General features: G+C 72.1%; 10 protein-coding genes and 1 riboswitch. Of the genes, 5 read left to right on the forward strand and 5 right to left on the reverse strand.

What is annotated here, in order from left to right; genetic code table 11:
• Position 1: 1 nt before the first annotated feature.
• Complete coding sequence (locus tag GA0070611_RS22825; protein WP_091667759.1) at positions 2-679, reverse strand: GOLPH3/VPS74 family protein; 678 nt, start codon at positions 677-679, stop codon at positions 2-4.
• 142 nt (positions 680-821) lie between these two features.
• Between GA0070611_RS22825 and GA0070611_RS22830 the strand changes: the two genes are divergently transcribed.
• The 3 genes from GA0070611_RS22830 to GA0070611_RS22840 all read left to right on the forward strand — a co-directional run bounded on the left by GA0070611_RS22830 (position 822) and on the right by GA0070611_RS22840 (position 4,306).
• A complete protein-coding gene (locus GA0070611_RS22830) occupies positions 822-2,129 on the forward strand; it encodes a hemolysin family protein (RefSeq protein WP_091673303.1) in 1,308 nt (435 codons plus the stop codon).
• Positions 2,122-3,126 carry a hemolysin family protein gene (locus GA0070611_RS22835; protein ID WP_091667762.1) on the forward strand — a complete coding sequence of 335 codons (1,005 nt, stop codon included), beginning with the start codon at positions 2,122-2,124 and terminating at the stop codon, positions 3,124-3,126. The genes GA0070611_RS22830 and GA0070611_RS22835 overlap by 8 nt, the downstream gene beginning before the upstream one ends.
• Before the next feature lie 178 nt (positions 3,127-3,304).
• Positions 3,305-4,306, forward strand: a complete 1,002-nt coding sequence (locus GA0070611_RS22840; protein ID WP_197675775.1) for a C40 family peptidase — start codon at positions 3,305-3,307, stop codon at positions 4,304-4,306.
• A gap of 69 nt (positions 4,307-4,375) precedes the next feature.
• Here the strand turns inward: GA0070611_RS22840 and GA0070611_RS22845 are convergent, their stop codons facing one another.
• Positions 4,376-6,403 (reverse strand): N-acetylmuramoyl-L-alanine amidase, encoded by a 2,028-nt coding sequence (locus tag GA0070611_RS22845; protein WP_091667765.1) that lies wholly within the window; start codon positions 6,401-6,403, stop codon positions 4,376-4,378.
• Between the two features lie 223 nt (positions 6,404-6,626).
• Positions 6,627-6,763: riboswitch (cyclic di-AMP (ydaO/yuaA leader) on the forward strand.
• 12 nt (positions 6,764-6,775) lie between these two features.
• Between GA0070611_RS22845 and GA0070611_RS22850 the strand changes: the two genes are divergently transcribed.
• Complete coding sequence (locus GA0070611_RS22850; protein WP_091667768.1) at positions 6,776-7,810, forward strand: C40 family peptidase; 1,035 nt, start codon at positions 6,776-6,778, stop codon at positions 7,808-7,810.
• 46 nt (positions 7,811-7,856) lie between these two features.
• Here the strand turns inward: GA0070611_RS22850 and dcd are convergent, their stop codons facing one another.
• Both dcd and GA0070611_RS22860 read right to left on the reverse strand, forming a co-directional pair.
• Positions 7,857-8,435: a dCTP deaminase gene (gene dcd / locus GA0070611_RS22855; protein ID WP_091667771.1), complete on the reverse strand. Its 579-nt coding sequence runs from the start codon at positions 8,433-8,435 to the stop codon at positions 7,857-7,859.
• A gap of 29 nt (positions 8,436-8,464) precedes the next feature.
• Positions 8,465-9,949 (reverse strand): FAD-dependent monooxygenase, encoded by a 1,485-nt coding sequence (locus GA0070611_RS22860; RefSeq protein WP_091667776.1) that lies wholly within the window; start codon positions 9,947-9,949, stop codon positions 8,465-8,467.
• A gap of 278 nt (positions 9,950-10,227) precedes the next feature.
• Here GA0070611_RS22860 and GA0070611_RS22865 point away from each other — a divergent pair, with 278 nt between their 5' ends.
• A complete protein-coding gene (locus GA0070611_RS22865; protein ID WP_091667781.1) occupies positions 10,228-10,773 on the forward strand; it encodes a pyridoxamine 5'-phosphate oxidase family protein in 546 nt (181 codons plus the stop codon).
• 78 nt (positions 10,774-10,851) lie between these two features.
• Here GA0070611_RS22865 and GA0070611_RS22870 read toward each other — a convergent pair whose 3' ends face one another.
• On the reverse strand, positions 10,852-11,838 hold the full coding sequence (locus GA0070611_RS22870) for a zinc metalloprotease (RefSeq protein WP_091667786.1): 987 nt from the start codon (positions 11,836-11,838) through the stop codon (positions 10,852-10,854).
• Positions 11,839-12,036: the final 198 nt, after the last annotated feature.

Consider the following 12,036-nt stretch of genomic DNA (forward strand, 5'->3'; position numbering starts at 1 on the left):
GTCAGGAGCCGGTGGTGGTGGCGACGATGGCGGAGGTGGAGGCCATCGCCATCAGGGCCACGTGCAGCTCGTCCAGGGCCCGCTTGACGGCGGCCGGGGCCCAGGCCCCCTCGTCGATCTCCTTCAGCCGCCGCTTCACCCGGTCGCGGGGGAGGTCGCGGAAGAGCCGCCGGTCCAACCCGACCGCCCGGACCAGGGCGAGCAGCGCCGCCGTGCCCGGCGCGACCGCACCCTCGCCGCCGACCGCACCGACCAGCCGCTGCCGGGCGTCGGCCTCGACCGGCGGCTCCGCGCCGGTCGGCGACGGATAGCGGGTACGCGGAACGATGCCCAGCACCCGACCGGCGTCCCGCCGGAGCACGCCGTCGGCGACCAGACCGTCCAGCACCCGTTCCCGCAGCCCCTTCGAGAGCCGGACGATCCAGTCCTTGGGCCGCCGGCGGCGGTCGTCGGCGGCGATCCGGCCGAGTGCCTCGTCCAGCAGGGGGGAGCCGACCGGGGCCGGGTCGACGACGGACACCTTCCCGTCGGTCACCGCCAGCCGGCCGGCCAGCGCAAGTTCCAGCAGGACCGCCCCGGCGAGGCCGTAGTCGAGCTTGGGGGTGCCGAGCCGGTTGGTGCCGGCGGCGTCGTCGTAGCTGAGCAGGGCCAGTTCCGCGGCGAGGGTGACAGCGCTCATCACCCGACGGTAACCGCCCCGATCCAGCCCGGATCTCGAACCGGACGGGCCCGGTGACGCGCGGTGTGCGGCCGGGCGCGGTCGTGGAAGAATCCCTGTCCGAGGTGAGGCGATCATCGACGGCCTGTTGCTCGTCACGCTGTTGCCACTGGTCGGCTTCGTCCTGCTGACCGCCGGCAACGCGTTCTTCGTCGCGGCCGAGTTCGCCCTGGTCACGGTCGACCGGGCGGAGATCGACCGGCGCGCCGCCGAGGGTGACGCCCGCGCCGCCACGGTACGCCGGGCGCTGCGGGAACTCTCCTTCCAGCTCTCCGGCGCGCAGCTCGGCATCACCATCACCGCCCTGCTCACCGGCTACCTGGCCGAACCGGCACTGGCCCGGCTGGTCGCCCCGCTGCTGCGCCCGCTGGGCGGCGCGGACCGCTTCACCGGGCTGCTCGCCCTGGCGCTGGCCACGCTGATCTCGATGCTCTTCGGCGAGCTGGTGCCGAAGAACCTGGCGCTGGCCCGGCCGATGCCGGCGGCGCTGACCACCGCCGGCCCGATGCGGACCTTCGCACGGGCCTGCGGCTGGCTGATCCGGCTGCTCAACGACTCGGCGAACCGGCTGGTCCGCCGGCTCGGGGTGGAGCCCCAGGAGGAGCTGGCCAGCGCCCGCTCCCCGGAGGAACTGGGCCTGCTCGCGGCGATCTCGGCCCGGGCCGGTGCGCTGCCGCCGGACACCGCGATGCTGCTGCGCCGGACCATCCGCTTCGGCGACAAGCGGGCCGCCGAGGCGATGACGCCCCGGGTGGACGTGATCGCGCTGCGCTCCACCGGCACCGTCGCCGAGCTGCTCGACCTGTCCCGGCAGACCGGCCGGACCCGGTTCCCGGTCTACGAGGAGACGCTGGACCTGGTGACCGGGGTGGCCGGGGTGCCCGACGCGCTCGGCGTACCGCTGGCGCTGCGGGCCGCCACCACCGTCGCGGCGGTCGCCCGCGAACCGGTGTACGTCCCGGAGAGCCTCGACCTCGACGGGGTGCTCGCCGCGTTGAAGTCGGCCGGGGCGGACCTGGCCATCGTGGTCGACGAGTACGGCGGTACCGACGGCGTGGTGACCGTGGAGGACCTGGTCGAGGAGCTGGTCGGCGAGATCGCCGACGAGTTCGACCCGGACGCCGTGGACGAGCTGGGACCGGCCGAGCTGACCGTGCCGGGCGGTGAGCGCACCGTCCTGGTGGACGGCGTGCTCCGCGAGGACGAGCTGGTCGAGCAGACCGGGTTCCGGCTCCCCGAGGGCCCGTACGAGACGCTGGCGGGCTTCCTGATGGCCCGGCTGGGGCACATCCCGGTACCCGGTGAGACCGTCGACGAGGCCGGTTACGAGTTCACCGTGGTCGAGGTGGAGCGGCACCGGATCGAGCAGGTCCGGGTGGTCCGTCCCGAGGAGCCCGACGCCGGTGAGTGAGCTGTTGATCGCGCTCGTGCTGCTGCTCGGCAACGCCTTCTTCGTGGGCAGCGAGTTCGCCCTGATCGCCTCCCGGCGTACGGTGATCGAACCGCTCGCGGCGGACTCGAAGCGGGCCCGGTGGGCGCTCTCGGCGATGAACCAGATCCCGTTGATGATCGCCGGTGCGCAGCTCGGCATCACGGTCTGCTCGCTCGGCCTGGGTGCGATCGCCGAGCCGGCGCTGGCCCACCTGCTGGAGACGCCGTTCGAGGCGCTCGGCCTGCCGGCCTCCGCCGTGCACCCGGTCGCGTTCGTGATCGCGCTGGGCGTGGTGGTCTTCCTGCACACCGTGGTCGGCGAGATGGTGCCGAAGAACATCACGCTGGCCGGCCCGGAGCCGTCGGCGCTCTGGCTGGGCCCGGTGATGCTGGCCTTCTGCGTCGCCACGAAGCCGTTGCTGCTGGCGATGAAGTGGTCGGCCCGGCAGGTGCTGCGGCTGTGGCGGGTGGAGGCCACGGACGCGGTGAAGACCGTGTTCACCGCCGAGGAGTTGGCCGGTCTGGTCTCCCAGGCGCGGACCGAGGGGTTGCTGGACGCGGAGGAGCACGCCCGGATCACCGGTGCGCTGGCGCTGCACAGCCGGACCGCGGCGGACGCGTTGCAGCCGTGGTCCACGGTGACCACGGTGGCCGAGGACGTCTCCCCGGCCTCGCTGGAGGTGCTGGCCACCCGGACCGGCCGGTCGCGCTTCCCGGTGGTGCAGCGGTCCACCCGCCGGGTGCTCGGGTTCGTGCACGTCAAGGACGTGCTCGGGTACGCGGGCGCGAGCCGGCGGGCCCCGGTGCCGGCGGCGGTCTACCGGCCGCTGGCGGTGGTGCCGCCGGACCGTACGCTGGCCGACCTGCTGCTCTCGATGCGGCGCGAGCGACGGCACATGGTCCTGGTGAGCGACGGCCGTCGGCCCCTCGGCGTGGTGACGCTCGACGATGTATTGACAGCCATCGTTGGCACCTGAATGAACACCCTTGGTACGCAAGCGGTTGCGTACGCGTGATTGAACCAATGGTCGCCTTGATTCCACCCGGTCGGCTTCCCTAATGTGGTGCACCGACCGCTGTTGGTCGTCTGCCTCGACCTTCCCTCTCTCGAGGCGCCCGGCGGTCGGTGCAAAGGAGTCCGTGCCGGTGGCAACCATGCCCCCTGATCGTCACGCCCCGAGCCAGCCGCCCGTCCGCCCGGTCGGCGCGCGCCGGGTGGTGCGCCGCCTCCTCACCCTGGTCGCGGCCGTCGCGGTCGGCGCCGGGCTGCTGGCCGCGCCCGCGCACGCGGCGCCGTCGGTGGACGAGATCGAGGCCCAGATCGACAAGCAGTGGGAGCAGCTCGAGCCCACCATCGAGAACTACAACAAGGTCCGCGCCCAGCTCAAGGTCAACCAGAAGAAGTCGGCGGACCTCGAGAAGAAGATGGTGCCGCTGGAGCTGGAGTCGGCGCTCGCGATGAACCGGGTGGGCGACATGGCCGCCCGCTACTACATCGAGGGCCCCTCGCAGGAGATCGGCGCCCTGCTGGTCAGCACCAAGCCGGGCACCCTCGGTGAGCAGCTGGTCATCCTCGACCGGCTGGCCGAGCAGCAGCGCAAGCAGGTCGCCGGGGTGCTCGCGGTGCGCGACAAGTACAACGCGCAGAAGCAGAAGCTGGACGCGCTGATCGCCACCCAGATCAAGCAGCGCGACGACCTGGCGGCGAAGAAGAAGCAGATCGACGCCGAGATCAAGCGGCTGACCGCGATGATGCCGAAGACCACGGTGAAGGTCGAGGGCTGCCCGACCATCAACGGGGTGGTCAGCAGCGCCGCGCAGACCGCCATCCGGGTCGCCTGTCAGCAGGTCGGTGACCCGTACGTGTGGGGTGCCACCGGTCCGAACTCGTTCGACTGCTCCGGCCTCACCCAGTACGCCTACAAGGCGGCGGGCATCTACCTGACCCACTTCACCGGGGCCCAGTGGAACGAGGGCCGGGCGGTCTCCCGGGACGACGCCCGCCCCGGCGACCTGGTCTTCTTCTTCTCCGACCTGCACCACGTCGGCCTCTATCTCGGCGACGGGCTGATGATCCACGCGCCCCGGACCGGCAAACCGGTCCAGGTCACGAAGATCGCCTACATGCCGGTCGCCGGTTTCCGCCGGGTCACCTGACCCGGGCCACCCGCACGACGAAGGCCCCCGGTCCACGCGGACCGGGGGCCTTCGTCGTGCCGGTCGGTACTACTGCGGCCCGCCCGCCGAGGCGGGCAGGATCAGCACGTCGTCGAGGTTGGCGAACATGATCCGGTGGCCGAACTGGAGCTGGACGTAGCGGTTCTGCCCCCGGATCACCGTCCAGTCACCCGGTGCCGAGCCGTCGAAGGTGACGGCCCGGTAGTACTCGCCGGGCACGACGCCGCCCAGCGCGTACCGCTGGCCGGCGGCGAAGGTGTACTGGAGCGGGGAGATGGTCTGGTACGGCACGCCGGCCGGGTAGGCCGCCTGCTCCGGGTAGGCCCGCCCGTACACCGGGATGGTGGCCTTTCCGGGCCTCGGCGTCACCACGAAGCCGTTCGACCAGGTGGCGGTGGGCGCGTCGGCCGGGTTGAGGAACCACGCCTTGCGGCCGAGGTACCAGATCGCCGTCCAGTCCCCCTGCACCTCGGCGAGGGCGTACGTCTGCCCGGCCGAGGCGCGGGCGCCGTGGTCGGAGATGTACATGGTGTCCGGCGTGCCGTCCGGGCGCAGCCCGATGTCGTTGACCAGCGGCGCGTCGGCGCTCGGCGCGGTCCGCAGCACCACCGAGGAGGACCCGCGCAGCGGGCAGGGCGCGGCCGGCGGGGTGGGCTTGGGCACGCCGGGCGGCTGCTGGTTGCAGCCGGTGAAGGCGGGCCGGTTGGTCGCGTAGTCCGGGTCGATGGTGACCAGGCCGGTGTGCGCCGTGCCGGTGCCGCGGAACGGCGCCTTCATCAGGTCGAAGTAGTGCGACCAGTCCCAGTAGGGGCCCGGGTCCCAGTGCATGCCGCGCACGGTGGACGCGGTCGTGCCGGGCACGTTGTCGTGGCCGAGGATGTGCTGCCGGTCGAGCGGGATCTGGAAGCGCAGCGCCAGGTGCCGGACCAGCTTGGCCGAGGTCCGGTACATCGCCTCGGTGTACCAGGTGCCGTGCCCGGCGAAGCCCTCGTGCTCGATGCCGATGGACTTGGCGTTGACGTACCAGTTGCCGGCGTGCCAGCCGACGTCCTTGGCCTTGATGTGCTGGGCCACGTACCCGTCGACCGAGCGCAGCGTGTAGTGCCAGCCCAGGTAGGTCTTGTCCTGCACCAGCTTCACGCTCGGGCCGAAGTAGCCCTCGGTGTCGTGGATGACGATGTACTCGATCTTCTGCTGGGCGGGACGTGCCGCGAGGTCGTGGTTGCCGTAGTCGCCGGGCTTCGGGCCGTACTTCTCGTAGGGCGCGGGGATCCACTCGCAGGCGAGCCGTACCGGGCACTCCAGGCCGTCCGGTCGCTCGGCGCGGCGCAGCCCCAGCTTGTGCAGCCCGGACTCGTCGGGCGTGACGGCGGTGGCGGCGAGGGTCACCCGGGCGCCGTCGTCGGTGGTCCGGCTGACGCCCTGGCCGAGTTGGTCGTAGACCTCGTCGGCGAAGGCCGCCGCGGCGTCCTCGGTGTCCGCCCCGGAGTACCGGGCCACCGCGCCGTACCAGGCGGCCGGGTCGCTGCCGGCCCCGACCGGCCCGCCCAGTTCCTTCTGGTACGCGGCGAGCAGCGCGGCCCCGCCGCGGATGTTCGCCCCGGCGTCGGTACGCAACGTCTCCTCCGCCACGCCGGTGAGCGCGGCGGCGGTGTCGAGGGTCTGCAGGGAGGCCCGGGGCAGCACGTCCCCGGACGGCTCGGCGGCGACGGCCGGGTCCAGGACCAGCGGCCGGGAGTCGTCCCCGCGCGGGTCCTCGTCGCCGTCCACATGGGCGCTGGACGGGGTCGAGGCGACCTGCTCGGCGTCGGTGAGGTGCATCGGGCCGTACCCGCCGCTGGTGCTCGGCTGGCCGGGGTGGGTGTCCCAACGGGACTCCAGGTAGGAGACGCCGAGCAGGACGCTCTGCGGCACGCCGTACTCGTCCGCCGCGGCGGCGTACTGCTGCTGGCGGTCGGTGGGGTTGTCGGTGGCGGGCTCGGCGGCGACCGGGCCGGTGGTGGCGAGGGCGGTGGCCGCCGCGACGGCGGCGGCCAGCACCATCCGTCTGCCCTTCGGCAGGGGGGTGCGGTGCATCGAACCTCCAGACAGAGATGGTGGTCACTGCGCCTACACCCTCACTCCGCACCCCGCCCGTGGTCAATACCTTTCCGGCCAGTAATCACGCCTGAAAAAAACCTTCAGAGCTGCAAATTCGGGTACGGAGTGTCACGGCGTCTCGGGTTGCGGATCGATAACGACGATCTCTACTCTGGTCAATCGTCGGCCGCGAGTCTCACCACCCAGCCCGGATGGTGACGGTCGGACACCGCCGAGTCGCCTCCGGGCGAGCCGGGGACCCAGGTTTCTGGGGTGAATCCGCAGCGCGCTGCGGTAGGGCGGCTCCCTTCCCGCCCGAACCCGTCAGCTAACCCGGTAGGCGGTCCGGAAGAAGGAGTACGGAGCCCGGTGGCACACCATGCCCCGCGGCCACCGTCGGCACGGTCGCACGACCGGTCGGCGGCTGCGCCGCGTTCACGCTGGTCCCGCTTCACCACCGCCCTCGCCGCCCTGGCCGGCACCGCCGTCATCCTGACCGGCGGCGCCACGGCGGCCCACGCCGACCCGTCTGTCGCCGAGATCGAAGCGCAGATCGACAAGGACTGGAACAAGCTCGAACCGATCATCGAGCAGGTCAACGCCACCCGTGAGGACCTCGCCGCGAAGCGCAAGCAGGCGGCGGCGCTGGCCAAGCAGATCGCCCCGCTCCAGGCCCAGGTCGACCGGGCCCTCGGGCAGGTCGGTGGCCTCGCCGCCGACGCGTACAAGGGCGACAACATCTCCACCGTCAACGCGCTGCTGGGCAGCCGCTCGCCGAGCGAGGTGGTGGACAGCCTCGAACTGCTCGACCGCTTCGCGCACCGCCAGCAGCAGCAGGTCCGCGACGTCGCCGAGCTGCGCGACCAGCTGGCCGCGAAGAAGAAGCCGCTGGACGAGATGATCACCAAGCTGGCCCGGACCGAGGCCCAGCTCGCGGCGCAGAAGAAGCAGATCGACGCCGAGATCGTCAAGCTCCAGAAGCTCCGCCTCAAGGTGTACGGCAGCGGTGGCGGCGGTCCGCTGCGTCCCGCCCCGTGCCCGGCCGGCTACCCCGGTGGTCCCGGTGGCGTGGCGGCCAAGTTCGCCTGCGCCCAGATCGGCAAGATCTACGTCTGGGGTGCCGCCGGCCCCGACCACTACGACTGCTCCGGCCTGACCATGGCCGCCTGGGCCGAGGCCGGCGTCTCGCTGCCGCACAACGCCCGGCAGCAGCACGACGTCACCCGCCGGGTGAGCCGCAGCGAGCTACAGGTCGGTGACCTGGTCTTCTACTACAGCGACCTGCACCACGTCGGGATGTACGTCGGCAACGGCTGGGTGGTGCACGCCTCCCAGTCCGGCAAGCCGATCACCATGAAGCGCGTCGACGACGGCCAGATCAACAGCTACGGCCGCCCGGGCTGACCGGTCGCAGGGGCTCCCGTCGTGACGGGGGCCCCTGCGCCGTCGCTCAGCGCGTCGGCCAGACCCGCCAGTTCCGCCAGGACCGGCTCGGGGTCGGCCCGCGCTGCCCCTGGTAGCGCGAGCCGTAGACCTCCGAGCCGTACGGGTGCTCGGCCGGCGAGGAGAGCCGGAAGATGCAGAGCTGACCGATCTTCATGCCCGGCCAGAGGGTGATCGGCAGGTTCGCCACGTTGGAGAGCTCCAGCGTGACGTGCCCGGAGAAGCCCGGGTCGATGAAGCCCGCCGTCGAGTGGGTGAGCAGCCCGAGCCGGCCCAGCGACGACTTGCCCTCCAGTCGCCCGGCGAGCTGGTCGCCCAGCGAGATCACCTCCAGCGTGGAGGCGAGCACGAACTCACCCGGGTGCAGCACGAACGGCTCGCCCTCCGGCACCTCCACCATCGACGTCAGGTCGTCCTGCTGCTTCGACGGGTCGATGTGCGTGTAGAGGTGGTTGTTGAAGACCCGGAAGAGCCGGTCCAGCCGTACGTCGATGCTGGAAGGTTGCACCAGCGTCGGCTCGAAGGGCTCCAGCCCCAGCGTGCCCGCCTTGATCTCGGAGACCAGGTCGCGGTCGGAGAGCAGCATCGGAACACCATAGCGAGCGGTACGGGCGGCTAGCCGACGGGCGTGCCGAACCACCGGGAGAGGTGCTGGTCCAGCTCCTGCTGGTCGTCGCCGATCCAGGCGACGTGGCCGTCGGGGCGGAGCAGGAGGGCCGGGACGTCCACGGCGGCGGTGGGATCGACGAGGTGGTCGATCCGATCCGACCAGCCCTCGGCGGCCAGCCGGCCGGTGCGGTCCAGGAGCAGGCCGCGACCCCGGTGCAGCAGCCCGTAGAGGCGGCCGGCACTCGTGTCGAGGTCGGGCAGGCGGCGGCCGAGCAGCTCGGGGCCGTCCCCGAGGTCGTAGCGGACGGCGATCCCGGTGATCTTCTCGATCAGGTGGCGGTTCACCTCGTCGAAGTCCATCAGTTCGGTGAGCAGCCGGCGGACCGCCCGCGCGCCGGGCTCGGTGGAGAGCAGCTCCGACTGGGCCCGGGTGTTGTCCAGCACGTCGGCGGCGACCGGACGACGCTCGCTCTGGTAGGTGTCCAGCAGCGGGTCCGGCGCCCGGCCGCGGACCTGGGCGGCGAGCTTCCAGCCGAGGTTGACCGCGTCCTGCACGCCCAGGTTGAGGCCCTGGCCGCCGATCGGCGGGTGGATGTGTGCCGCGTCGCCGGCCAGCAGCACCCGCCCGACCCGGTAGCGGTCGGCCAGCCGGGTGGCGTCGCCGAAGCGGGACAACCAGCGCGGCGAGTGCACGCCGAAGTCGGTGCCGGCGACGGCGCGCAATTGTCGCCGGACGTCCTTCAACGTGGGCGGCCCGGAGCGCTCGCCGCCACCGGCCGCCGGCACCACCACGCGATAGACCCCGACCCCCACCGGCCCGAGGGTGAACCGCCGCTCGACCGCGCGGACCTCGGCCACCCGGGCGGCGATCTCCTCCGGCGGTACGCCCACCTCCAGTTCGCCCATCAGCGTCTCGTTCCGCGAGGGCTCGCCCGGGAAGCCGACCCCGAGCAGCTTGCGCACCGTGCTGCGCGCGCCGTCGCAGCCGACCAGATAGCGCGTACGCAGGCGTTCCCCGTCGGCCAGGGCGACGGTCACCCCCTCGTCGTCCGGCGTGAACCCGGCCACCGCGCACCCGCGCCGGACCTGGGCGCCCCGCGCGGTCGCATGCTCTTCGAGCAACTGGACGAGGACGGGCTGCGGGATGCCCAGCAGGTAGGCGTGCGCGGAGTCCAGGCCCGCGGGTACGGGCTTGTCGATGGCGGCGAAGAAGCCGCCGGCCGGGCGCTGTCTGCCGCGCTCGCGGACGCGCTCCAGCAACCCGCGCATGGCCAGCAGTTCGATGCTGCGGATGTGCAGCCCGACGATGCGGGCGAACGACACGGGCTCGGTCTCCTGCTCCAGGACGAGTACCCGGACGTCGTGCAGCCGCAGTTCGGCGGCGAGCATCGCACCCGTCGGCCCGCACCCGACGACGATCACGTCGTACGGGTCGGGCGAGTCATCGGCGGTGGGTGCGGGGCGTGCGGCGGTGGCCTGCAAGGTGTCCATCGGTGTTACCTCTCGGGAGTGCCTGTGGGGCGGCGCTCCCGGGCGACACCTACGTCGATCGCCCGACCGTGACCGCAAGGGGGAGCACCCACGTCGATCCAGCGTTCATGGGTCTCACCTCCTCGGGCGGTGTCACGGACAGTTGCAAGCTACGAGCCGGGGCGTCTCCGTGTCCAGTACTTTCCCGGCCGCCGGTCCCGGCCCCGGTGGGCCCGACGCAACACACCGGTACCTACCCGAAGCAGCAAATTCGCACGTGTGTTCGATAGAATGTCCGCATGGCTTCCTGGTCCGAATTCGCCGCCGACGAGCCCCGGCTCGCCGACGAGATCCGCCTTCTCCTGCAGCAGTACGGGCCGGGCTTCGGCTATCTCGCCACGGTCCGCGCCGACGGGGGTCCCCGGGTCCACCCGGTCTCCCCGGTCATCACCGACGCCGGGCTCTACTGCTTCGTCATCGACTCGCCCAAGCGCCGCGACCTCGAACGCGACGGCCGCTACGCGCTGCACTCGTTCCCGCCCGAGGAGAGCGACGACGAGGCGTACGTCGCCGGGCGGGCGGTTCCGGTGACCGATCAGGCCACCCTGGCCCGGGTCGCCCAGCTCGGGCGGGCGGCGCGGCAGGTCGACTGGCGACTGTTCGAGTTCACCGTCGACGTGGCGATGCTGACCCGGCGCGACCAGAGCGCGCAGCCGGGGGTCGGCCGGCCCCAGGTGCGGGTCTGGCTCGATCCGGTGGCGGGCGGGTCGACCCGGCGCACCGTGCCGGCCGCCGACGGGCTGCGCGGCCGGCACGGCTTCGACACCCGGCGCTCCGCAGCCTGACCACACCGGAAACGCCGTTGCCCGGCCCCGTCCGAGAACGGGAGCCGGGCACCGGCGTTTCGGTGAGCAGACGGACGATCAGGCCGCGCGGTAGGCGTTCCACGCGGTGATCATGCGGGACGCCTGGCCCGGGGTGAACTGGTACATGCAGGAGTCGTACGTGTAGTCCATGAAGTTGTGGATCGGGTCCACGCCGGCGGCGGTGCAGGTGTCCCGACCGGTCGGGCACTGGTACGCCGGGGAGCTCTCGGCCGGGGTGTCGTCGACGCTGTCGCCCGAGCCGGAGCAGCCGCCCTGGAAGGTGTGGTAGAGGTTCAGCCAGTGGCCGATCTCGTGGGTGCCGGTGTCACCCTCGTTGTAGTTGGTGGCGGTGCCACCGGGCAGCGACTCGTTGAGCGCCACCACGCCGTCCATGGAGTCCAGCTTGCGCTTCGGGAAGGTGGCCCAGCCCAGCAGGTTGTCGCTCAGCTCGCCCAGGTACAGGTTGAGCGTGTTCTTGCCGCCCGTACGCAGCGACGTCTTCATCTGCCGCTCGGCGGTCGAGCCCTGCACGATCGGGTACCAGGCCGGGTTGGTGACCCGGTTGATCTTCTGCAGCGAGAAGCTGAAGGCGGTCGGCGCACCACCGGTCGCGCCGCTGTACGCCTGGTTGAGCACGGTGATCTGCGAGGTGATCAGCGAGTCCGGGATGTTCCCGCCGGCGCGGGTGCTGTCACGCTGGATCACGTGCACGACGACGGGCACGGTGACCGAGGCCAGCGGGGTGGCCGCCTGGGCGCCACCGCGGAAGGCGGCGCGCTCACGCAGCGCGGAGGCGAGGTCCGACTCGCGCTGCGCGACCTGCTTGGCGGTCAGGTTGTTCGGGTCGAGCTTGCTGCTGCCACCCTTGGCGACGCGGGCGTCGGAGTGCGTGTCGGTCGGCTCGGCGCAGGCGCCGGCCGGGGCGGCCGAGAAGGCCGAGGCAGCGGGGACGACGCCCACGGCTGCGGTGCTGAGCATCAGCGCGAAGGTCGTCGTCGCGACACCGGCGGCACGCCGGGTCAGCAGGTTGGGACGAAGTCCCATGAGCCCACCTCTTTCTTCCGGCGGACCGGGGGTGTGTCACGCCGGGTCGGAGAACGTGTGGCAGACGTTACATCCGATCGACGGATTTGAGAACGGGCATATGTTGCGGCCGTGAAACTTCCGCCGCTCGCTGCGGCCGCCCGCGTTGCAAGATCGTTTCCGGCCGGTTGCGGGCGGCCGGGAGGCCGCCACCGGGGT

This window comes from Micromonospora auratinigra, assembly GCF_900089595.1.
GTDB lineage: Bacteria > Actinomycetota > Actinomycetes > Mycobacteriales > Micromonosporaceae > Micromonospora > Micromonospora auratinigra.

Bases quoted from the DNA above. Each gene is read 5' to 3' on its own strand.
- GA0070611_RS22825 (WP_091667759.1), bottom strand. From the start codon at position 679: ATGAGCGCTGTCACCCTCGCCGCGGAACTGGCCCTGCTCAGCTACGAC.
- GA0070611_RS22840 (WP_197675775.1), top strand. From the start codon at position 3,305: ATGCCCCCTGATCGTCACGCCCCGAGCCAGCCGCCCGTCCGCCCGGTC.
- GA0070611_RS22845 (WP_091667765.1), bottom strand. From the start codon at position 6,403: ATGCACCGCACCCCCCTGCCGAAGGGCAGACGGATGGTGCTGGCCGCC.
- dcd (WP_091667771.1), bottom strand. From the start codon at position 8,435: ATGCTGCTCTCCGACCGCGACCTGGTCTCCGAGATCAAGGCGGGCACG.
- GA0070611_RS22860 (WP_091667776.1), bottom strand. From the start codon at position 9,949: ATGGACACCTTGCAGGCCACCGCCGCACGCCCCGCACCCACCGCCGAT.
- GA0070611_RS22865 (WP_091667781.1), top strand. From the start codon at position 10,228: ATGGCTTCCTGGTCCGAATTCGCCGCCGACGAGCCCCGGCTCGCCGAC.
- GA0070611_RS22870 (WP_091667786.1), bottom strand. From the start codon at position 11,838: ATGGGACTTCGTCCCAACCTGCTGACCCGGCGTGCCGCCGGTGTCGCG.